This is a genomic window from Dactylosporangium aurantiacum, from assembly GCF_000716715.1.
Lineage (GTDB): Bacteria > Actinomycetota > Actinomycetes > Mycobacteriales > Micromonosporaceae > Dactylosporangium > Dactylosporangium aurantiacum.
In genome coordinates this window covers 131933-152199 of sequence record NZ_JNYJ01000013.1, presented here as the reverse complement: position 1 = coordinate 152199, position 20267 = coordinate 131933, and the positions used below count along the sequence as shown (strand labels likewise).

General features: G+C 70.5%; 20 protein-coding genes and 2 tRNA genes. 11 read left to right on the top strand and 11 right to left on the bottom strand.

Features of this window, described 5'->3' with window-relative positions:
• Positions 1–8: 8 nt before the first annotated feature.
• The 5 genes from gyrA (at position 9) to OP18_RS17190 (ending at position 3809) form a co-directional block, all read left to right on the top strand.
• A complete protein-coding gene (gyrA, locus tag OP18_RS17205; RefSeq protein WP_033359912.1) occupies positions 9–2519 on the top strand; it encodes a DNA gyrase subunit A in 2511 nt (836 codons plus the stop codon).
• Positions 2520–2522: 3 nt separating this feature from the next.
• Positions 2523–3380: a DUF3566 domain-containing protein gene (locus OP18_RS17200; protein WP_033359911.1), complete on the top strand. Its 858-nt coding sequence runs from the start codon at positions 2523–2525 to the stop codon at positions 3378–3380.
• Between the two features lie 127 nt (positions 3381–3507).
• Positions 3508–3581, top strand: a tRNA-Ile gene (locus OP18_RS17195).
• A gap of 1 nt (position 3582) precedes the next feature.
• Positions 3583–3711, top strand: a complete 129-nt coding sequence (locus OP18_RS59665) for a DLW-39 family protein (protein ID WP_211273575.1) — start codon at positions 3583–3585, stop codon at positions 3709–3711.
• Between the two features lie 25 nt (positions 3712–3736).
• Positions 3737–3809: transfer RNA gene (locus OP18_RS17190), tRNA-Ala, on the top strand.
• A 73-nt stretch (positions 3810–3882) separates the two neighbouring features.
• Here OP18_RS17190 and OP18_RS57235 read toward each other — a convergent pair.
• Together OP18_RS57235 and OP18_RS17185 are read right to left on the bottom strand one after the other, a co-directional pair.
• Positions 3883–4062 (bottom strand): hypothetical protein, encoded by a 180-nt coding sequence (locus OP18_RS57235; protein ID WP_156089573.1) that lies wholly within the window; start codon positions 4060–4062, stop codon positions 3883–3885.
• 27 nt (positions 4063–4089) lie between these two features.
• Positions 4090–4689 (bottom strand): helix-turn-helix transcriptional regulator, encoded by a 600-nt coding sequence (locus OP18_RS17185; protein WP_033359910.1) that lies wholly within the window; start codon positions 4687–4689, stop codon positions 4090–4092.
• 415 nt (positions 4690–5104) lie between these two features.
• Between OP18_RS17185 and OP18_RS52630 the strand changes: the two genes are divergently transcribed.
• Positions 5105–5722, top strand: coding sequence for a nucleoside monophosphate kinase (locus OP18_RS52630; RefSeq protein ID WP_081970829.1), 618 nt, complete (start codon positions 5105–5107; stop codon positions 5720–5722).
• Positions 5723–5749: 27 nt separating this feature from the next.
• Here OP18_RS52630 and OP18_RS17175 read toward each other — a convergent pair whose 3' ends face one another.
• The 4 genes from OP18_RS17175 to OP18_RS17160 all read right to left on the bottom strand — a co-directional run bounded on the left by OP18_RS17175 (position 5750) and on the right by OP18_RS17160 (position 9594).
• The gene (locus OP18_RS17175; RefSeq protein WP_033360017.1) at positions 5750–6265 is read right to left on the bottom strand and encodes a YbaK/EbsC family protein; all 516 of its coding nucleotides are present in this window, start codon (positions 6263–6265) and stop codon (positions 5750–5752) included.
• Positions 6265–7971 carry a substrate-binding domain-containing protein gene (locus tag OP18_RS17170; protein WP_156089572.1) on the bottom strand — a complete coding sequence of 569 codons (1707 nt, stop codon included), beginning with the start codon at positions 7969–7971 and terminating at the stop codon, positions 6265–6267. Before OP18_RS17170 ends, OP18_RS17175 begins: the two co-directional genes overlap by 1 nt.
• A 91-nt stretch (positions 7972–8062) precedes the next feature.
• Positions 8063–8824, bottom strand: a complete 762-nt coding sequence (locus OP18_RS17165) for an arginase family protein (RefSeq protein WP_052386859.1) — start codon at positions 8822–8824, stop codon at positions 8063–8065.
• Positions 8821–9594: a DUF4184 family protein gene (locus OP18_RS17160; RefSeq protein ID WP_033359908.1), complete on the bottom strand. Its 774-nt coding sequence runs from the start codon at positions 9592–9594 to the stop codon at positions 8821–8823. The genes OP18_RS17165 and OP18_RS17160 overlap by 4 nt, the downstream gene beginning before the upstream one ends.
• Before the next feature lie 65 nt (positions 9595–9659).
• Between OP18_RS17160 and OP18_RS17155 the strand changes: the two genes are divergently transcribed.
• Positions 9660–10388 (top strand): cyclase family protein, encoded by a 729-nt coding sequence (locus OP18_RS17155; protein ID WP_052386858.1) that lies wholly within the window; start codon positions 9660–9662, stop codon positions 10386–10388.
• 102 nt (positions 10389–10490) lie between these two features.
• Positions 10491–11846 carry a VWA domain-containing protein gene (locus OP18_RS17150; protein WP_033359907.1) on the top strand — a complete coding sequence of 452 codons (1356 nt, stop codon included), beginning with the start codon at positions 10491–10493 and terminating at the stop codon, positions 11844–11846.
• Positions 11847–11860: 14 nt separating this feature from the next.
• On the opposite strand, the gene OP18_RS17145 is transcribed toward OP18_RS17150, so the two are convergent.
• Both OP18_RS17145 and OP18_RS17140 read right to left on the bottom strand, forming a co-directional pair.
• Complete coding sequence (locus tag OP18_RS17145; protein WP_033360014.1) at positions 11861–12274, bottom strand: SufE family protein; 414 nt, start codon at positions 12272–12274, stop codon at positions 11861–11863.
• Positions 12275–12290: 16 nt separating this feature from the next.
• A complete protein-coding gene (locus OP18_RS17140; protein ID WP_033359906.1) occupies positions 12291–12716 on the bottom strand; it encodes a CBS domain-containing protein in 426 nt (141 codons plus the stop codon).
• A gap of 150 nt (positions 12717–12866) precedes the next feature.
• Here OP18_RS17140 and OP18_RS17135 point away from each other — a divergent pair, with 150 nt between their 5' ends.
• Positions 12867–13634 carry an SGNH/GDSL hydrolase family protein gene (locus OP18_RS17135; protein ID WP_033359905.1) on the top strand — a complete coding sequence of 256 codons (768 nt, stop codon included), beginning with the start codon at positions 12867–12869 and terminating at the stop codon, positions 13632–13634.
• A 4-nt stretch (positions 13635–13638) separates the two neighbouring features.
• Positions 13639–14496, top strand: coding sequence for a sulfurtransferase (locus OP18_RS17130; protein WP_052386857.1), 858 nt, complete (start codon positions 13639–13641; stop codon positions 14494–14496).
• A 58-nt stretch (positions 14497–14554) separates the two neighbouring features.
• On the opposite strand, the gene OP18_RS17125 is transcribed toward OP18_RS17130, so the two are convergent.
• The 3 genes from OP18_RS17125 to OP18_RS17115 all read right to left on the bottom strand — a co-directional run bounded on the left by OP18_RS17125 (position 14555) and on the right by OP18_RS17115 (position 19045).
• Positions 14555–15505 (bottom strand): glycoside hydrolase family 130 protein, encoded by a 951-nt coding sequence (locus OP18_RS17125; RefSeq protein WP_033359903.1) that lies wholly within the window; start codon positions 15503–15505, stop codon positions 14555–14557.
• Complete coding sequence (locus tag OP18_RS17120; protein ID WP_162189803.1) at positions 15495–17909, bottom strand: glycosyltransferase; 2415 nt, start codon at positions 17907–17909, stop codon at positions 15495–15497. Before OP18_RS17120 ends, OP18_RS17125 begins: the two co-directional genes overlap by 11 nt.
• Positions 17910–18094: 185 nt before the next feature.
• A complete protein-coding gene (locus OP18_RS17115) occupies positions 18095–19045 on the bottom strand; it encodes an ADP-ribosylglycohydrolase family protein (RefSeq protein ID WP_081970827.1) in 951 nt (316 codons plus the stop codon).
• On the opposite strand from OP18_RS17115, the gene OP18_RS17110 reads away from it, so the two are divergent.
• Positions 19044–20261 carry a YncE family protein gene (locus OP18_RS17110; protein WP_052386856.1) on the top strand — a complete coding sequence of 406 codons (1218 nt, stop codon included), beginning with the start codon at positions 19044–19046 and terminating at the stop codon, positions 20259–20261. The genes OP18_RS17115 and OP18_RS17110 overlap by 2 nt on opposite strands.
• Positions 20262–20267 lie beyond the last annotated feature (6 nt).

Genomic DNA, 20267 nt, shown 5'->3' with positions numbered 1-20267 from the left:
GATAAAGAGTGACGGAACCGACTTCCACTCCGGAGACCCCCGACGAGAGTGGTTCAGCGGTCGCGAGCCGGATCGAGCCGATCGGCATCGAAGTCGAGATGCAGCGGTCCTACCTCGACTATGCGATGAGCGTCATCGTCGGGCGCGCCCTGCCCGACGTGCGTGACGGCCTCAAGCCGGTGCACCGCAAGATCCTGTATGCGATGTTCGACGGCGGCTACCGCCCCGACCGCGGCTACGTGAAGTGTGCCCGCGTCGTCGGTGACGTGATGGGTAACTACCACCCGCACGGCGACGCCTCGATCTACGACGCCATGGTCCGCATGGCGCAGAACTGGTCGCTGCGCTACCCCCTCATCGACGGCAACGGCAACTTCGGCTCACCGGGCAACGACCCCGCCGCCGCCATGCGGTACACGGAGGCCCGGCTCGACCCGCTCGCCATGGAGATGCTGCGGGACATCGACGAGGACACCGTCGACTTCGTCCCCAACTACGACGGCCGGGCCCAGGAGCCCACGATCCTGCCGTCGCGCATCCCCAACCTGCTCGTCAACGGCAGCACCGGCATCGCCGTCGGCATGGCGACGAACATCCCGCCGCACAACCTGCGGGAGATCGCCCAGGCCGTCCAGTGGTGCCTGGACAACCCCGAAGCCGACGAGGCCGAGACGCTCGACGAGCTGATCAAGATCGTCAAGGGGCCCGACTTCCCGACCAAGGGCCTCATCGTCGGCACGTCCGGCATCGTCGACGCGTACCGCACGGGCCGCGGCTCGATCCGCATGCGCGCCGTCGTGGAGGTCGAGGAGGACACCCGCGGGCGGACCATCCTCGTCGTCACCGAGCTGCCGTACGCGGTCAACCCGGACAACCTCGCCGAGCGCATCGCCGACCTCGTCAAGGAGGGCAAGCTCGCCGGCATCGCCGACATCCGCGAGGAGTCCTCCGGCCGCACCGGCATGCGCCTGGTGATCGTGCTCAAGCGCGACGCCGTCGCCAAGGTGGTGCTCAACAACCTCTACAAGCACACCCAGCTGCAGGAGACGTTCGGCGCCAACATGCTGGCGCTGGTCGACGGCGTGCCCCGCACGCTCAACCTCGCGCAGTTCGTGCGGCACTACGTCACGCACCAGATCGAGGTCATCGTCCGGCGCACCCGGTATCGGCTGCGCAAGGCCGAGGAGCGCGCCCACATCCTGCGCGGCCTGGTCAAGGCCCTCGACATGCTCGACGAGGTCATCGCACTCATCAGGCGCTCGCCGAGCGCCGAGGAGTCGAAGAACGGCCTCATGAACCTGCTCGACATCGACGACATCCAGGCCACGGCGATCCTCGACATGCAGCTGCGCCGGCTCGCCGCCCTGGAGCGCCAGCGCATCTTCGACGAGCTGGCAAAGATCGAGATCGAGATCGCGGACTACAAGGACATCCTGGCGACGCCGGCCCGGCAGCGGCAGATCATCTCCGAGGAGCTCGCCGAGATCGTGTCCCGCCGCGGCGACGACCGGCGGACGCAGATCATCCCGTTCGACGGCGAGGTCTCCATGGAGGACCTCATCGCGCGCGAGGACGTCGTGGTCACGATCACTCGCACCGGCTACGCGAAGCGCACCAAGGTCGACCTGTACCGCTCGCAGAAGCGCGGCGGGAAGGGCGTCTCCGGCGCGACGCTGCGGCAGGACGACATCGTCAGCCACTTCTTCGTCTGCTCCACGCACGACTGGATGCTGTTCTTCACCAACAAGGGACGCGTCTACCGGGCCAAGGCCTACGAGCTGCCCGAGGCGAGCAGGGTCGCGAAGGGCCAGCACGTCGCCAACCTGCTGGCGTTCCAGCCCGACGAGCACATCGCCCAGGTCATCGAGATCCCGAACTACCAGGTGTCGCCCTACCTGGTCCTGGCCACCAAGGACGGCCTGGTCAAGAAGACCAAGCTGGAGGAGTTCGACTCCAACCGGTCCGGCGGGATCATCGGCATCAACCTGCGCGACGAGGACGAACTCGTCGGCGCCGCGCTCCTCGGCCCGGAGGACGACCTGCTGCTGGTGAGCAAGCAGGCGCAGGCGATCCGCTTCACCGCCAACGACGACACCCTGCGCCCCATGGGCCGGGCGACGTCGGGGGTGATCGGGATGCGCTTCGCCGAGGGTGATGAACTGCTGGCGATGGAAGTAGTGCGCGAGGGAATGGACCTGGACGTCTTGGTGGCCACCGACGGTGGTTTTGCCAAGCGGACTCCCATCGAGGAGTATCCGGTACAAGGACGCGGCGGCAAGGGCGTCCTCACCGCTAAAATCACGTCTCGTCGTGGTGGCCTCGTTGGCGCCGCGGTGATCAGTCCGGATGACGAGCTTTTCGCCATCACCTCAAATGGTGGCGTGATCCGGACTCCTGTGAAGCCTGTACGACGTACGCGGGATCGGAACACAATGGGGGTCAAGCTCATGGACCTGCCGGAGGGTGTGACCATCGTCGCGATCGCCCGTAACGCCGATGAGCCCGACGAACAGGACTAGTTGATGACAGACACACAGGCGAAGTCGGGGACCGCCTCGGCAGCAACCGAAGAGGCCAAGCCGGCCGGAGAGGCTGCCATGACGGGATCTGACTCGGGGGCGCCTGCCGCCGGCGGCGACGCCGGCGCGTTCAACGGCTCCAGCACGCCCGGTGAGACGACGATCGGCGGCACGCCGAAGTTCCAGCGTGCCCCGGGCATGGCGCCGCCACCGGACTCGCTGACGGTGCCGATCCAGGCGCCGACGTCGGTCGCGAAGGGCAAGGCCGGGGTCGTCACGCCCCCGCCCGTGACGCTCGGCTCGGCCGCGCCCACCAGCGGCGCGGCGACGGGCACGGCGAGCGTCGCGGTCGCCCGCGCCTCGGTGCGCCCGACCAACGCGGGCGCCACCCAGGCGCTGAACACGCCCGCGGCGCCGGCGGTGAGCGGCTCCGCCCGCGTCACCGAGGCCGTCCGCGCCGCACGCAAGACGGTCAGCTCGGCCGTCGGGCGCGGCCCGCGCCGGGCCCGGCTGCACCTGAAGCGCATCGACCCGTGGTCTGTGATGAAGTTCGCGTTCGCGGTCTCGTTCGTGCTGTTCGTGGTCGTCATCGTGGCCACGTCGGTGCTCTACCTGGCCCTCGACGCGATGGACGTCTTCAACAGCGTCAACAAGGCACTCTCCGACATCGTCAGCTCCACCGGTGGAGAGGCCGACAGCACCTTCCGCATCACCGCGAAGGGTGTCATCGGCGGCGCCGCCCTGCTCGGCGTGGTCAACGTGGTGCTCTTCACCGCGCTCGCCACCCTGGGCTCCTTCATCTACAACGTCTGCGCCGACCTGGTGGGCGGCATCGAGCTGACGCTGGCGGAGAAGGACTGACCTGCGGTTTTCCCCACGGCGGGCCGCCCGGCTCGCCGTGGGGGGAACCGGTTTGAGGCTTCGGTGCCGGGTGCGGTAACCTTGGCCGTCGCGCTGATACGCCGCATTTCGCGGGGATCGGTGTAACGGGGCTATAGCTCAGTCGGTTAGAGCGCAGAGCTGATAACTCTGAGGTCGCTGGTTCGATTCCAGCTAGCCCCACATGTGGAAAAAGGTGCTCGTGGTCGTCGCAGTCGTCGGTGCCGCCGCCTATGTCGCCAAGCGCGTGAAGACGGCGAATGAAGAGCGCGCGCTCTGGCACGAGGCGACCACCGCCCCGGACCTGCGCTAGTCAGACCCGAGGGTTTCCCTCGCCTGGGGGCGTAGCTCAACTGGCAGAGCACCGCCTTTGCAAGGCGGGGGTTAGGGGTTCGAGTCCCCTCGCTTCCACTCCATCCGGTGTGTGACCTGCGCGTTCCTCTTGCTCATGATCGCCGGGACCAAATCGGGACCAAGATCTTCCTTACCGGCGTGCTGCCGCGCTCATCAGCGCCGCGCCGATGACGCCCTTCTGCCGGGTGCGCTTCGGCCACCAGTGAACGTAGGTCTCCAGCGTGATGGTCAACGTATTGTGACGCAGTGCCCGCTGAACCTCTTGCGGCTCGACATGCTGCGAAGCCACGCTGCACATCGCCGCGATCAACGAATGGCTATGACTTCAACACACGACCTAGCCGCGAAGCCGCCCATACTTGCCACGTACCTCCGGCAGACCCATCCGGAAAGCAATCACAGCGTCGATCTGTTCGGCGTGTAGCGGCGCGAGGGCGAGGATGAGTTCGCCTCGGGTCCAGAGGCTGGCGAAGTCGCTGGGCGGGTCGTTTTGCCCTGGCGAACCCAAGGGATGGGGGGCCGGCATGGATGCCGCCATCGCTAAGAAGTCATCGGAGCGAAGGCAGAGCATCGCAGCCATGCGTCGCAGATATCTCGGTTCCGGCATGCGGTAGTCGTTGATCACGACGCCGACCGTGGGCTCCGAGAGGAACGTCGCATGGGCCATCGCCCTCCGCCTCAAGTTCCGGACCTGCATCAGTCTTCTGAACGCGTCGCCGAACGTCATCGCCTCCATTGCGGGTAGGCCCGTCGTGCCAGTCGTGCGAGGCGGGATGGGCAGAGACCGTGCGTAATCGAGGACCACTGGGTCGCTACCCCATGCGTAGTCGGCCACCGTCATGACCTGGCTGATGCCGTCAGGGTTGGCCGGCAGCAACTCGGTCGGGATCTCGCAGCCGGCGATGGCGAGGAGGTCGGCGGGCCGGATGTCGAGCATTGGAGCAAGATCCAGCAGCAGTCCCTCTGTCGGCACCGCGACACCGCGGTGGGCACAGAGCCGCTCCAACGGAGTCGCTGTCACATCCACGAACCTAGTTGGTAGTCGTAGATCGCTCCACATCTGCGAGCCGAGCTGACTCGGGACCAACACCTGCCGGGAGCAAGATCATCGGGACCAAATCCGGACCAACTGAGGTTGAGAAGTGCTGTCAAAGGTCCACAAGTGCTGGCAAGGTTCGCGCAGCTCAGGCGCATGATCCGCCCGGTTTGGGTGATCTCCGAGCACGCCTGCGGCTTAGGGGTTCGAGTCCCCTCGCTTCCACTCCCTCACCGGGCGTGGTCGGTGCCATTGCCAGCCCTTCTGAATATGACCAACTCATCGGCGTGCCGCTGCTCAGACCAGCGCCACGCCGATGCTGCTTTTCGGCCGACGCCGCTTGTCGGTGGGCTGCCGCTTGTGGGCGGGGTGCTGCTTGGTCGCGGTAGGAGCGACGGTGCGGCGGGTGGTGCTGATCCGCGGTCCGGGCATCGATCTGTCGCCGGCCGAGATGCTTGGTGACGCCGCCGGGTTGGACGTCGTCAGCGCTGGGAACCTGTTCCGCGAGCATGTCGAGCGGGGCACGCCGATCGGCGCGCGGGCGAGCGATCTCATGCGGGCCGGGGAGCTGGTCCCCGATGCGCTGGCGGTGGACGCGGTCGCCGGTGCGCTGGCCGGTGTGGCGCACGGCTGGGTGTTGAGTGGCTTCCCGACCACCGTCGACCAGGCCGCGCTGCTGACCGCGCGTGGGCACCTGCCCGACACCGTGATCGAGCTGGCCCTGGTCGAGGCCGAGCTCGACCAGAATCCTCGGCTGGCCGCACAGCGCGAGCACATCGACCTCGTCCTGCCGCACTACCACGAGCGCGTCGAGCCGTTGCGCCGCTACTACGCGGCCCGCAGCGCGTTCCACGTCGTCAGCGGCACCGGCCACCGCGAAGCCGTCGGCGCCGCACTGGTGGCGATCGTCGCCCGCGGCCCGGAAGGCCGCTGAGGCGGAAGGCCGCTGAGGCGGCGGGGCTCAGCGGGCCAGGTCGGTGATGACCTCGGCGGTGGCGAGGCGGGTCAGGGCGGCGCCCGGCAGCACGATCTTGCTGCGGCGCAGGCCGCTGCCCACGATGACCAGCGGCACGTCGACGACCCGGGAGTCGATGAGGACGGGCCAGTCCGGCGGGAGGCCGATAGGGGTGATGCCGCCGTACTCCATGCCGGTCAGCGACACGGCGTCGTCCATCGGGGCGAAGCTGGCCTTGCGCACGTCGAGCCGCTTGCGCACGACGCCGTTGACGTCGGCGCGAGTGGTCGCGAGGATCACGCAGGCCGCGTAGCGGATCTCGCCTTCGCGCTTGCCGGCGACGACGACGCAGTTGGCCGACTGGTCGAGGCCGACGTCGTACGCGGCGCAGAACTCAGCGGTGTCGGCGAGCGTGGGGTCGATGGGCGCGACCAGGATGTCCGGGTCGTGCACCGCGGCGGCGACGGGGGCGGCCAGCAGGTCGGTGGCCGACAGGGCCGGCACCGTTTCGAGCTTCCCGATCAACGACCGTCGTCCAGTGCGAGTGCCTTCATGAAGATGTCTCCGATCTTCGACGGGTCCTGGGCGATGAAGACGGCGCCGCCGGTGGCGTCCACGATCTTCTGCATCTCGCCCTGGTTCACCTCGGAGCCGACGCCGATGATGATGATCTGCACCGGCTGGTCCTTGTTCTCCGCCTTCTTCAACGAGCTGACGAGCGTGTCGAGCGACATGCCGCTCGGATCATTGTTCCGCCCGCCGGTGATCACCACGACCGAGTTGCCGCGAGTGGAGTCCCAGCCCTGCTGCACGGTCTGGTACGCGGCGAACACCGTGTCGTACAGTCCGCTGCCGCCCTTGGGGTTGGGCTTCAGGCCGCCCAGGGCGCCGCGCAGCTGGTCGCGTTGCGCGTTCAGCGGGCCGATCGGCACCAGCTGCTGGTGCCCGGTCGAGAACGACCAGAGCCCGACGGCCCAGCTCTCCGGGAACATGTCCAGGCCGCCCAACGCGGCCTGGACAGCGATCTGTTGCTTGCTCAGCCCACCGGCGGACGCGACGGTCTGCTTCATCGCCGCGGAGACGTCGACGACCGCCAGCATCCGTGACGGCTGAGTGATTTCGATCCACATCTGCAGTGCCGTGTTGATGACCTTGGGGTCCGGCACCGGGGTGACGGCGCTGCTGCTGGCGGCGCTGGGCGACAGCGTCATGCCGGTGCCGACGGTGCCGTCGTTGGCGCGCAACTGGTGCGTGGAGAGCAGGTTGCGGAACTCGGGACCGGACAGCACCGCCCGGAACTGCTCCGCGGCCGCGGCCCGGTTGGGCGACAGCCGCGGCATCGCGGCGAACGGGTAGTCCAGCGCGATCGGCGCCGGGTCGGGATAGACGGCGACGAGTGGCACCGCCGGCCCGGTCGCGTTGTACGCGTGCAGCGCCTGCTCCGACAGCGGCGCCAGGGTGACCGCCGTCGACAGCGTCCGCGGGTCGGCGTCGCGGGGGAACCTGGCCATCAGCCCGGCCTGCTGCTCCGACTTGCCCGACGTCAACGCCTTGATCGCGCCCACGGTCAGCGCGTCGCCCTCGGGGCCGAACTGGTCGCGTACCGACGCCATCGCCACCATCGTGGAGATGCCGACGGCATCACGGTTGGGGTCGACGATGCCGGCCGTGATCCGGGTGTCGCCGACGATCTGCTGCAGCACCTGCTTCCAGGTGAGCTTGTTCTCCAGCCAGCCGAGCGACTTGGCCGTCGGCTCGGGCACCGCCAGCACGATCGGGCTGCGCGCCAGCGACGGCGCGGCCAGCGGCACCAGATCCTCGCGGGCGGCACGCATACGCTGCAGCCAGATCGAGGAGTCCGGAACCCATACGTGCGGCACCTGCGTCTTGCCGTCGGCCTGCCCGAGCGTGTTGATGTTGACGCCGTGCTCGCCGGCGATCGCCGCGGCGACCTCGGACGCGCCCACGGCGACCACATCGACCGCGACACACTCATTGTCGACCCGCGGCTCGGTCTTGATCCACCGGGCCGCGGCGTCCTTGATGGCCGGCGCGATCTCCGGGCTCGCCGCGACAGACAGCCGCACCGTGCCCGAGCACCCCGTGGTCGACATCACCTGGTAGCCGCCGTAGACGGCACCGATGACGACGAGGGGAAGGATCATGCCGGCGGCGAGTGCGACGAACCCGTTACTTCTCAGGTCCGCCGCTGCGTGCCGTCCTCTCACGGGTACCAATATTCCCTAGATACGAGGTAAATGGGTCCCGCGTTCGGGTATTCGTCACACAAGTTCGCGCGACACGAGTACACTCCGCATTTCAATGATCACGTTCGGTCCGAAACTTGTTCGGATCCTTTCGGAAGCCTTTGCAGACCGTTTGGATGAACGCGCGGGCCTCGGCGCCGTTCCCCGGCCGCCACGTGCACGCGAGGTCCACCGCGACGACCCGGCCGGTGGCGATGATCTCCCGCACCTTCGCCAGGACGGCGCCCAGCGAAGGGCCGCCCGGCACCGGGAAGAGCAGCCCGGGCAGCTCGGCGGCGTCCACCACGTCGAGGTCCACGTGGACGACCAGCGGCCCGTCGGGCAGCTCCAGGTCCTGCAGCCGGTACTGCCGGATCCCTGATCCCCGCAGGTAGTCCGCCTCGGCCGGGTCGAGGTCGCGGGCGTCGACCAGCACCGCGCGCCGCTCGTCCAGCGCCCGGAGCCCGAGCCGGTCCGCGATGAGCTCCGGCCGGTACCCCACCAGGATCCGCAACGGCATCCCGCCGATGTATCCCGAGGTGGTGGTCTCCAGCGTCTGCACGTCGCCGTGCGCGTCGAACCACACGATCGCCGGGTCCACGCCGCGGCGCTGCAGGCCGGCGACCGTGCCGAGGGCGGTGGTGCAGTCCCCGGAGATCACCACCGGCGCGTCGGCCTTGCTGACCTCGTCGGCGAGCACGTCGTACAGGACCGCCAGACGCCCCCAGATGTCGGTGTCGGCCGGCAGGTCGGCGGTGACCGTGGTGTCCGCCGGCTCGTCGACCAGGCCGTCGAGCCGCTCGTCGAGGTGGTATGGCACGTAAATGGTGGTCATGACCCAGTTTCCCTTGCGCTGATCGTGGAGACCAGGTCGGCGTCCCCGGCCGGTGCGGGCGGGGTGCCGGCGGCCCGGACCGCCGCCGCGCCGGCGAGCAGGCCGAGCATCAGCGCGGTGATCAGCCGGACCCCGACGATGTGCGGTCCGTGGTACCCGAGCGACCACGTCACCAGCGCGCCGGCGCCGAAGACCACGGCGGTCGTGAGCCAGAACAGCGCCGGCCGCCGCTCGACGGCCGGCGGTGCACCGTGCCAGCGGCGCAGGAGGCGGCGGCTGCCCGCGTACCAGATGAACAACGGCGTCAGGAACAAGGACGCAACGTCGCTGGTCCGGCAGATCACGAACCACGCGTCCAGCGGGCCGGGGTGGGTGACGAAGTCCCACAGCAGGTGGCTGGCGATGCCGATCGCCGCGGACCAACCGGTGATCCACCACCGGTGCGGATTGCGCCCGAGGACGCCGTAGTCCGCCGCCCAGCCGCCGGGGCGGCCGAGGTGCGCGGCGACGGTCGGCGCGCCGAGCCTGATCAGCCACGCGATCAGCAGCGCCACCGGCACGCTCCACCACAGCGCGCCGAAGAGGTGTTCGGGCGTGTACCCCCACGCGTGGACGCCGTGCCGCGGCGGCCAGCCGAGGAGCCGGTCGAACGCGTACGCGGTGTCCGGCGCCGCCGCCCCCGCCACCATCGCCACCCCGTCGAACCGGCGTGGCCGCCAGAGCTTCAGCGGCAGCACGGCCAGCGGATGCGTGGGCAGCGTCGACGGCATGCTGATGATCGTGCCCCGCCGGTCGTCCCGCTGTCGAAACCGGAGGCGGGTGATACGTTCGGATTATGATCGGTGTCGATCGATGGCTGAAGGCCGTGGTGGACCTGTCACACCCGCTGTCGCCGGGCTTTCCCGGGCACCCGTCGACCCGGCCGCCGCGGGCCGGCACGGTCGCCGACCTCGCCCACGAGGGCTGCTTCAAGCAGCGGTGGGACCTGGACGAGCACTCCGGCACGCACCTGGACGCGCCGGCGCACTTCCTCGAGGGCGGCCGCACCGTCGACCTGCTGCCGGCCGAGGACCTGGTGCTCTGCGCCGCCGTGGTCGACCTCCGTCCCCGGGCCGCGGCGGACCCGGACGCGCTGGTCGAGGTCGAGGACGTCCTCGCATGGGAGCGCGAGCACGGTGAGCTGCCGCGGCGGTGCGCGGTGCTCGCACAGACCGGCTGGTCGTCCCGGGTCGGGGACCGGCTGGCGTACCACGGGATCGACGGCGACGGCCTGCCGCACTGGCCCGGGTTCGCCCCCGCGACGGCCGCTTTCCTGGTCCGTGAGCGCCCGCAGGTCACGGCGCTGGGCGTGGACACCCCGAGCCTGGACTCGGCCGGCAACGAGCGAGCCGGCTGCCCGGTGCACAGGACATGGCTGCACGGGCGGCGGTTCGGCCTGGAGCACCTGACCAACCTGGCCGCGCTGCCGGCCGCCGGCGCCGCGATCGTGGTCGGTGCGGTGAGCCTGGCGGGCGGCAGCGGCGCGCCCGCCCGGGTGCTGGGCCTCGTCCCCACCGCCGGGTGAGTCGGAGACGATCATCTTGTTGCACGTGAAACGGTGAGTTCCCGACCGAGCGCGGCGGGATCGCGTGGGAGGCTGGCGGGACCGTTTCGCGGGGGAGTCGCCGTGACGCAGCTCGGGAAGGGCGGGAACACCGCCGTTCAGGCCAGCACCGTCCGTGTGGTCGTCGGGTGGCAGCCCGGGCCGGGGATGCCGGACGTGGACTGCACGGCGCTGCTGGTCGACGCCGGCGGCAAGGTGCGTGGCGACGCCGACATGGTGTTCTACAACCAGCCGAAGCACCCGAGCGGCGCCGTCGTCCACGAGGGGAAGCAGCGGGCGGGTGGCTGGGCGTACGACGCGGTGACCGTCAGCCTCGGCGCCGTCGAACCGGCGGTCGACCGGGTCGTGGTGGCCGCGTCCGCGGACGGTGGCTCGTTCGGCCGGGTTCCGGGGCTGCACGCCACGGTCTACGACGCGATCAGCGGGGCCGAGCTGGTCCGGTTCACCGACATGCGCGCCACGTCGGAGACCGCGTTCGTGGTCGGTGAGCTGTACCGCCGGCAGGGCGCCTGGAAGTTCCGCGCGGTCGGGCAGGGCTGGGACACCGGCCTGGCCGGGCTGGCGACGGCCTTCGGCATCACGGTCGAGGACACCCCGGCGACACCACCGACACCACCCGCCGCACCCCCGACGGCACCGATGACGCTGCCACTCGCGCCCCCAGCCGCACCCCCAGCCGCGCCCCCAGCCGCGCCGCCGGCGCCGGCGGTGCGGTTCACCAAGGGCGAGGAGCGCCTGCCCGCCGCCGACCGGCAACGGCTCAACCTGCGCAAACAGCAGGTCCTCGTATCGCTGGCCAAGCGCGGCGCCGCCGGCATCCAGGCCAGGGTCCTGGTGGTGCTCGACGCGTCAGGCTCCATGCTCGGCCTGTACAAGCGCGGCGTGGTCATGCAGGCGGTGGAGCGGATGGCCGCCGTCGCGGCCCAGCTCGACGACGACGGCACGATGCAGGTGTGGGCGTTCGCGGACAAAGCCAGGCAGCTGCCGGACCTGGTCATCGCCGACCTGCCGCGGTGGCTCCCGACGCACCTCAAGGCGCGCCCCGAGAAGGTCGGGGTGGGCAACAACGAGCCCGCCGTCATCGCCCAGATCCGCGGCTGGATCGCGGCCAACCCCGCCCCGGACCCGACGCTGGTGCTGTTCTTCTCCGACGGTGGGGTGCACCGCAACGACGAGATCGAGCGCCAGCTGCGTGCCGCCGCCCAGGAGCCGATCTTCTGGCAGTTCATCGGGCTCGGGCGCAGCAACTACGGCGTCCTGGAGCGCTTCGACCGGATGGAGGGCCGGGTCGTGGACAACGTCGGTTTCTTCGCCGTCGACGACATCTCCACGGTCAGCGACGCCGAGCTGTACGACCGGCTGCTGCAGGAGTTCCCGACGTGGATCCCGGAGGTGCGCAGGCTGGGCATCCTGCGCTGACCGGATCCCTGGGGTCAGGCCTCGCGGACCTGGCGCTGCAGGCGGTTGAGGATCGCGGTGCCGCCCCGCACGCGCAGCGGGCTGATCGCCGCCGCGAGGCCCATGCGCTGGTACAGGTCGGACGGCACGGAGAGGACCTCGGCGGTGGTCGCCCCGTCGAGCCCTTCGCTGAGAATGCCCGCGAAGGCGCGCGTGGTCGGCGCCTCCGGCGGGCAGTCGAAATACAGCTCAACCTGGTCCTGCGGGGTGACGACCGCCTTGAGGAAGAACGGCGTCTGGCACTCGGGCACCTGCTCCATACCCGCATGGCCGTCGAACGAGGCCGGCAGCGGCTTCACCGCGTCGGCGTACTCGAGCATCATCTCCAGCACCACGTCACGCGGTGCGGAGGCGAACTCCTCGACGATGGCGGCAAGCTTGGCAGGCATCTCCACGACTACAAATTTAGTTGTTCGGGGCGGCCTTGCTGATGCCGCCGAGGACGGAGTCGGGGTCGATCTCCTCGGCCAGGTCGCCGATCGACACGATGCCGACCAGCCCCTGCACGTCGTCGCAGACCAGGACGCGGCGCACGGCCTGATCCCGCATCAGCAGGGCCGCGGTGTGGATGGAGTCCTCAGGGCGGACGGTGACCAGGTCGCGCGTGACGATCTCACCCAGGGTGGTGGCGGCCGGGTCGCAGCGCTCCGCGACGGCCCGCACGACGATGTCCCGGTCGGTGACGACGCCGGTGAGACCCGGGCCGTCGGCCACGACGACGTCGCCGATGTCCTGCTCGCGCATGGTGCGGGCGGCCTCGGCGAGGGTCGTCTCGCTGGGGAGATACACCACGTTGGTGGTCATCACGTCGCGAACGGTCTGCATCGTCATGGTTGTCCTCCCTGCGGTTCGATATCGCTTTGTTACCCCCGGGCCGAAGGGCTGAACCCCGGTGTGGCGTGCGGCAAAGTCGCTTCCAACGCTCCGGGCGCCCTGAAAGGATGCGAGGCAGGCAACGGCAGACCACGGGGAGGTTGTGCGGTGGCGGGGTGGACCAGCTATGTAGCGGTCGGTGACAGCTTCACCGAAGGCATGGACGATCCAAGACCCGACGGCAAGGGCTACCGCGGCTGGGCCGACCTGGTCGCCGGTTGCCTCGCGGCGGACCAGCCCGACTTCCGTTACGCCAACCTCGCCGTGCGCGGCCGCCTGTTCGACAACATCGTGGCCGAGCAGGTGCCGCTCGCCACGGCCATGAAGCCCGACCTGATCAGCTTCGCCGGCGGCGGCAACGACGCGCTGCGCCGCGGGTTCGATCCCGAGCCGCTGGTCGCGCGGTTCGACAAGACGATCGAGCGGCTCCGGGCGACCGGCGCGGACGTGATCCTGTTCCGCTGGGCGGACCTGACGGGACGCATGCCGGGCGGCAAGATCCTGCGCCCGCGGGTGGACGCGCTCAACACCGCGATCGACAGCATCGGGGCGAAGCACGGCGCCCACGTGGTGAATCTGTGGGATGACACGGAGTTCGCCAACCCGCGGCTGTGGGGGATCGACCGGTTGCACCTGTCGCCGGCCGGCCACCGCCGCGTCGCCGGGCACGTGCTGACCGCGCTCGGAGTGACCTGCGACGCGGCGTGGCTGGCCGCGCCGCCGCCGCCGGAGGACCTGTCGTGGATGTCGCGGAAGGCGGCCGACGCCCGCTGGGCGACACAGCACCTGGCGCCGTGGGTGAAGCGGCGGCTGACCGGAAAGTCGTCCGGAGACATGGTGACGGCCAAGCGGCCGGAGCTCGCGCCGCTAGATTGAAAATATGGCTGCGACAAAGCTCGTCACCACGCAATGGCTGGCCGAGCGCCTGGAGACCGGAGACACGGACAACCTCGTCGTCGTCGAGTCCGACGAGGACGTGCTGCTGTACGGCACCGGCCACATTCCCGGTGCGGTGAAGGTCGACTGGCACACGGAGCTCAACGACCAGGTCACCCGCGACTATCTCGACGCGGCGGGGTTCGCCGCGCTGTGCGAGGCCAAAGGCATCAAACCCGACGACACCATCGTGTTCTACGGCGACAACTTCAACTGGTGGGCGACCTACGCGCTGTGGGTGTTCTCCCTATTCGGCCACCGCGACCTGCGCATCCTCGACGGTGGCCGGGCGAAGTGGATCGCCGAGGGCCGGCCCCTCACCAAGGATGTGCCGGACCGGCCGAAGACCACCTATCCGCTGCCGACCAGGGACGACACCGGGATCCGGGCCTTCCGCGAGGACGTGCTGGCGCACATCGCCGCGGACCGGCCGCTGGTGGACGTGCGTTCACCCGGCGAATACACCGGCGAGCTGCTGCACATGCCCGACTACCCGCAGGAGGGCGCGCTGCGCGGCGGGCACATCCCGGGCGCCGTGAGCAAGCCGTGGAAGCAGGCCACGCAGGAGGACGGCACGTTCAAGCCGGTGGAGGAGCTGCGCAGGATCTACGCCGACGAGCTGGGCCTGGCGCCGGACGACGACATCATCGCCTACTGCCGCATCGGCGAGCGCTCCTCGCACACCTGGTTCGTGCTGACACACCTGCTCGGATACCGGCACGTGCGCAACTACGACGGCTCGTGGACCGAGTGGGGCAACCTCGTGCGGGTGCCGGTCGTTAAAGGCAACAGCCCGAAGTAGCGACAAACGGACGGCGGCCCACTGCAGGGGGCCGCCGTCCACCGCGCTCGTCAGCAGGTCACTCGTTCTCGGGTGGCAGACTGACCAGGTAGTCGACCACCTCGGAGAAGCGGGCGCTCGCCATCGCGACGCACAGGTCGGCGGCGCCGTAGTACAGCCGCAGCTCGTCGCGCGCCTCGTCGTGGACGAGGCCGGTCGGGAAGACGACGTTGGGCACGTCGCCGACCCGCTCGTACTCGGCGTCGGGGCCCAGCACCCAGCTCGGCGTCCGACGGATGATCTTCGTGGGATCGTCCAGGTCGAGCATGATCAGGCCGACGCGGTACAGCGACGTCGCCACCATCTGCTTGACGCCGTGGTACACGCACAGCCAGCCGTGCGGCGTCTCGACCGGCGGCGGCCCCATGCCGATCCTGGTGGCGTCCCACCAGGGCCCGGAGCGGGACTGCATGACCGGCTCGGGCGTCGTCCACGCCTGCAGGTCGGTCGACTTCGACAGCCACACGTCGGCGCGCGCCGACAGCACCGACACGGGCCGGTGGAAGAGCACGTAGTGACCGTCGACCTTGCGCGGCAGCAGCGAGGCGTTCTTGTCCTCGGGCGGCATGACGATCCCGAGCGGCTCCACCGACTCGAAATCCTCGGTGCGGGCGAGCGCCACGCAGGGGCCGCCCGGCCCGTACGCGGTGTAGGCGATCACGTAGCCGGCCAACTCGTCCACGTACGTGATCCGCGGATCCTCGACACCCCAGCAGCTGTGCTGGTCGGTCGGGTCGTCGGCGATGAGCGGCTTGGCGTCGACGACCCAGTTGGTGCGGCCGTCCTTGCTGCGGGCGACGGTCAGGTGGGAGATGCCGCGCCTGTCCTCGATCCTGCACAACAGGATGGTGTCCCCGTTGTGCAGGCAGGCGCCCGGGTTGAACACGCTGTTGATCGGATAGGGCCAGTCCCCGGCGGTCAGCAGGGGGTTCGTCGGTTCCCGGTGAAACAGCTCCGCGTCAAAGTGCATCGGGGCCCTCCGTGGTGCGGGAGCGGGGCGGCTGAGCGGTCGCGCTGAAGCCGGCCGACGCCCGCCCGACGGCCCGGGTGCCCGTCGGTGCCTTGTTCGGTGTCGGCCGGGACGGACCGGTGACCGGCAACGACGTCGGCACCGGTGTCGTCGCGACCACCGGATGGGGCAGAGCGGCCAAACCGGCCTTGAGCAGGCTGAGCAGCGCTTGGTAATAGGCTAGCGTGGACTCGGCGCCCTGGTTCCCATTTGGCTCAGTAGCAGACAAACCGTCATGGCAGGCACCCGACGCGTCGACGTAGAGCCGCGCGCCGGCCCTGTTCCGGCCGAGGAACCAGGAGTAGCCCCAGCCCGCCAGCCGTGCCGTCGTCGGGTCCGCCGTGTAGTGCCAGGCGTCGACCATCGCCTCGGTGATCGCGGCCGCGTCCAGCGGCTGCTCGTCGCCGTCGTCGGCGAGCCAGGCCGCCGGCGACTCACCCCGCCGGTGCCAGCGGTTGCCGACGCAGCGCAGGGTGCCGTCCGCGAGGCCGACGTGCTGGGCGTACCAGTCGAGCGCCGCGATCGCGCGGGCCGCCGCGGCGTCGTCCTCCAGCAGCGCGGCGCCGAGCAGCATCGCCTGCGGCAGCCGGGCGTTGTCGTAGGTCAGCTCCGGCTCGAACCAGCGCCAGGACGGGTCCACCACCGACGTCGTCACCAGCGCCTCGTCCAGCGCGCGCAGCAGCGGCGCCGCCTGGTCGCTGCGACCCGCGCGGGCCAGGCCGATCAGCGCGTACGCGGCGGTGCGCAGGCCCAGCTCGGGCAGCTGGCCGGTGCGCGGGCCCAGCTCGTCGAGCAGCGCCGAGGCCGGCCGCCGGATGTCGTCGGGCACCGCCGGCGTGCCGACCAGCACGCCGAGGGCCCACACCGCGCGGCCCACGTGGTCGCCGAGGTGCGGCCAGTCCTGCCAGGTCCCGCCGTAGCTCAGCACGTTGTGCATCGCGCCGGACGGGTCGTAGGCGGCGGTCAGGAACCGCACCGACTGGCGCAGCCAGCGCGTCGCCAGCGCGGTCTGCTTGCTGTCGATACCGACCGCCAGCAGGTCCGCCGCGACGATCGCGAGCCGGGCGACGTCGTCGACGCAGTACCCCGACGCCAGCTCCGGATTCGAGCCGCGGGAGAACTGGATGATGCCGATCTCGTCCGTGAGACGGTCCAGGTGGGTGAGGTTGAGCACCGGCGCGGCCGCGGTCGAGTGACCGGGGCGGGCCGTGGCCGCCTGCGACTGGCGCACCACGTCGGCGACCAGCTCGGCCTCCCGGGCGGCGACCGCCGGCCAGGGCAGCCACGCCGCGCACGCCTCCGCCACCGACTTCGCCGCGGCGAGCGCCCGCGTGTCGGTGAGCAGGTCGGTGATCTCGGCCGCGAGCGCCGCGTCGTCGCCGCACGGCACCACCCGGCCGGCGCCGCCGGCGAGCATGTCCTCGGCGTAGCTGTACGAGGTCGACACCGCCGGCAGCCCGGCGCCGAGCGCGAACGTCAGCGCACCCGAGCAGATCTGCTCCGGCGACCGGTACGGCGTGACGAACAGCGTGCTGGCGTGCAGGATCGCCGACAGCTCGTCGAGCTTCAGGAAGGCGTCGACGAAGTGCACGTTGTCGGTGAGCCCGAGCATCTGGACCCGCCCCTGCAGGCTCTCCCGGTAGACCTCGCCGTCGCGGCGCTTGATCTCCGGGTGGGTCGCGCCCGCCACGATGTACTGCGTGTCGGGGTGCTCCTTCACCACGGCGGCCAGCGCGTCGATCGCGATGTCGATGCCCTTGCCCTCGCTGAGCAGGCCGAAGGTGGTGAGCGTCGGCTTGCCGTCGACCTTCGCGAGCAGCTCGCGCAGCTCGGTGCGCAGCGTCGCCGGGTCCGGCGGCTGGCGCATCGCCTCGGGCGCGCCGTGCGGGACCACGATCAGCTGGTGACCGGCGGCGACGCCGGTGCGGATCGCGACCCGGCGGGCGGTTTCGGTGAAGACCGTGACCCTCGCCGCCCTGGCGCACAACGCGCGCAGCGTCGCCGCCTGACCGGGCGAGGGCCGCGACAGCACGGTGTGCAGCGTCAGCAGGTAAGGAATGCCGCACGCGTTGAGCGCGCGGGTCAACTCGAGCAGGTGTGAGCCGTCGGTGCCGCCGAAGATCCCGTACTCGTGCTGGATCAGCACGACCTGGACGCCGGCCTCGCGCAGCGCGCGGGCAGCGGCGGAGTAGTCCTCGATGCGGTCGTGGTTGATGGTGACGACGACCTCGTCACCGTAGCTGTGCCCGTCACGGTCGATGGCCACGACGACTGTTTCCAGATCGTCGGTGGCGACACCAAGTGCCTCCCGCAGGTCCGCGGTGTACGTCGCGAGACCGCAGCGGCGAGGCAGATAGGTCGACACGATACCGAGGCGATAGGTCGCGGCAGGGTGTGACATGAGCACATTGTTACCCCGGGGCCCGCCAAAAAACCTTGATACGCCCGGATGGGGGTCTGCGGTGAATGTGCTGGTCAGTACCTCTTTCGAGAAACCCTTCCGGGCATGATCGTTTGGGTGAAATATCGTTCAGTTGTCACGTAGAGTATTTAGCTCCAAGTGGGGAGCGGCTCACGGTGGTCGATCCACTGCGGCGGCACCCCGATCGTCCCCCGCCCCGGGTCGTCGCCGATCCCGGTGTGTGCCGCGATGATCCCGCCCGCGATCGCGCACATCGAATCGGTGTCGCCCCCTGCCTGTACACACGCCTCCATCGCCCGCGGGTAATCGTCGAGATGCGTGGCGGCCACCCAAAGCGCGAACGGCACAGTGTCCTGCGCCAATGCGTGTGAACCGTTGCCGAGGTCGGCGGCGACGTCCCGGGGATCGGCCTTCTCCGACATCCGCACCGCCCGGCCGATGCCGTCGCGGACGTCGGACGGCGGCAACTGGTTGAGCACCATGCGCAGCAGCGACTCGCGCGGGGTGTGCCGGGCGGTCAGCGACGAGGCGAGCGCCACCGCCACGGCGCCCGAGATCCCCTCCGGGTGCCGGTGGGTGACCTCCGCCGACAGTGCCGCCTGCCGGACCGCGACATCCGGGTCGTCGGCGAAGAACGCCCCGAGCGGTGCCACCCGCATCGCCGCGCCGTTGCCGGACGAGCCCCGGCCGGAGAAGAGGGCGGCGGACGCGGTCTGCCACGGCACCCCGTCGCGGATGCTGGACAGCAGCGAGACCGAGCCGCGACCGTAGCCCCGGTCGGCGCTCCACCGCTGTGCGAACGCGGCCGCCAGCCAGTGCTGGTCGACCCGGCCGTCCCGGCGCACCCCCTCCAGCAGGGTGCAGGCCATCTCGGTGTCGTCGGTCCAGCGCCACGGCGGCGGTGGCGGTGCGAACACCGCGCCGTCCTCGAACGGCGGGTGCATCTCGAAGGGCGCGCCCAGCGCGTCACCAACGGAGAGTCCGGTCAGGCTGTCGACTGCGGCGCGGAGATCCACCTGCCGAAAATAGTCGATGATCGCCGGGAACGACGCTCGCGTACGGGGGCTCGTGCTGGACATGAAGCGTCGTGAACTGCTCGGCCTGGGCGGCATCGTCCTTGTGGCGTCCTGCGGGTCGGACGGACGGCCCAGCCGGGTCGAGCCCGGTGAACTGCTCGCCGTCGGCGTCACCGACGGCCTGACCGTGGTGGAGTCCGGCACGGGGCGCAGGGTCGTGGCGCCGGCCGCCGCGCTCGCCACCGCCGACGGCCGCCGGCTGCTCAGCACCGTGGCGGAGGCCGGCACGTCGAAGGTCGTCACCCGCGACGCGGCCACCGGCGACGTGGTCGCCCAGACCACCGTGCGGGGCGCGGGGCGGCTGGCGGCCGTCGCGCCGGACGCGGGTCTCGTCGCCCTCGTCGACGGCGACCCTGCCGGGCGGCAGGAGACCACGATCGTCGTCGCCGGGCCGGCGGGCGAGCGGCACCGGCTCACGCTGCCGGGCTTCGTCCAGCCGGAAGCCTTCTCCTCCGGCGGTACCAGCCTGTTCGTGCTCGACATGCTGCCGCCCGAGCACCCCGACCACTACCGGGTGCGGGTCCTCGACCTGGCCGCCGGCCAGCTCAACGCCCTGAACCTGCCCAACCAGAACGCGGGTGTGAAGGTGCTGGTGCCCGAGGGCGCCGAGGAAGAGATGCGCGGCGAGGGGCGCCAGGCCGTCTTCGACCCGAAGCGGGAGCGGCTCTTCACGCTGTACAGCCACCAGCCGGACCACCAGCACGTGCGGGACCTGCTGCACCCCGGCGCGCGCGACGGCAGGCCCGACGTCCACGCGTTCGTGCACACGCTCAGCGTGGCCGACGCGTGGGCGGTCTGCGTCGACCTGCCCACGTCGTTCGGCACCGGGGCGGTCGAGGGCCTGACGATCGCGCAGCACGCGGGCGAGGTCTGGGTCGCCGACGCCGGCAAGGGCGTGCTCGCGGTCATCGACGCCGACGCGCTGGTGGTCGCGCACGAGCAGGCGTTCCCGCCCGTGGCCGGCCGGGCCCGGCTGGCGGTGTCCGGTTCGGCGGCGTACCTCGCGGCGGGCCGGCAGATGCACGTCTTCGATGCCGGTACCAAGGAGGTGCGGGCGACCTGGCCCCTGCCCGGCGAGGCGAAGGGCGTCGCCGTGTCGGGCACGCACCTGTACGTGGGGCAGCCGGACGGCGTGCACCGGCTGGATCCGTCGACCGGCGCGAGGACCGCGACCGTCGCGGTGCCCGGCCTGACCGCCGTGGAGCGCGTCATCGGTTGAGAACGG

What these genes read in the sequence shown, in the direction of transcription:
- OP18_RS17200 (WP_033359911.1), top strand. Translation starts at nt 2,523, where the DNA reads ATGACAGACACACAGGCGAAGTCGGGGACCGCCTCGGCAGCAACCGAA.
- OP18_RS59665 (WP_211273575.1), top strand. Translation starts at nt 3,583, where the DNA reads ATGTGGAAAAAGGTGCTCGTGGTCGTCGCAGTCGTCGGTGCCGCCGCC.
- OP18_RS17185 (WP_033359910.1), bottom strand. Translation starts at nt 4,689, where the DNA reads ATGCTCGACATCCGGCCCGCCGACCTCCTCGCCATCGCCGGCTGCGAG.
- OP18_RS52630 (WP_081970829.1), top strand. Translation starts at nt 5,105, where the DNA reads ATGCTGCTTTTCGGCCGACGCCGCTTGTCGGTGGGCTGCCGCTTGTGG.
- OP18_RS17165 (WP_052386859.1), bottom strand. Translation starts at nt 8,824, where the DNA reads ATGACCACCATTTACGTGCCATACCACCTCGACGAGCGGCTCGACGGC.
- OP18_RS17160 (WP_033359908.1), bottom strand. Translation starts at nt 9,594, where the DNA reads ATGCCGTCGACGCTGCCCACGCATCCGCTGGCCGTGCTGCCGCTGAAG.
- OP18_RS17155 (WP_052386858.1), top strand. Translation starts at nt 9,660, where the DNA reads ATGATCGGTGTCGATCGATGGCTGAAGGCCGTGGTGGACCTGTCACAC.
- OP18_RS17145 (WP_033360014.1), bottom strand. Translation starts at nt 12,274, where the DNA reads ATGCCTGCCAAGCTTGCCGCCATCGTCGAGGAGTTCGCCTCCGCACCG.
- OP18_RS17140 (WP_033359906.1), bottom strand. Translation starts at nt 12,716, where the DNA reads ATGACGATGCAGACCGTTCGCGACGTGATGACCACCAACGTGGTGTAT.
- OP18_RS17130 (WP_052386857.1), top strand. Translation starts at nt 13,639, where the DNA reads ATGGCTGCGACAAAGCTCGTCACCACGCAATGGCTGGCCGAGCGCCTG.
- OP18_RS17125 (WP_033359903.1), bottom strand. Translation starts at nt 15,505, where the DNA reads ATGCACTTTGACGCGGAGCTGTTTCACCGGGAACCGACGAACCCCCTG.
- OP18_RS17110 (WP_052386856.1), top strand. Translation starts at nt 19,044, where the DNA reads ATGAAGCGTCGTGAACTGCTCGGCCTGGGCGGCATCGTCCTTGTGGCG.
- OP18_RS17115 (WP_081970827.1), bottom strand. Translation starts at nt 19,045, where the DNA reads ATGTCCAGCACGAGCCCCCGTACGCGAGCGTCGTTCCCGGCGATCATC.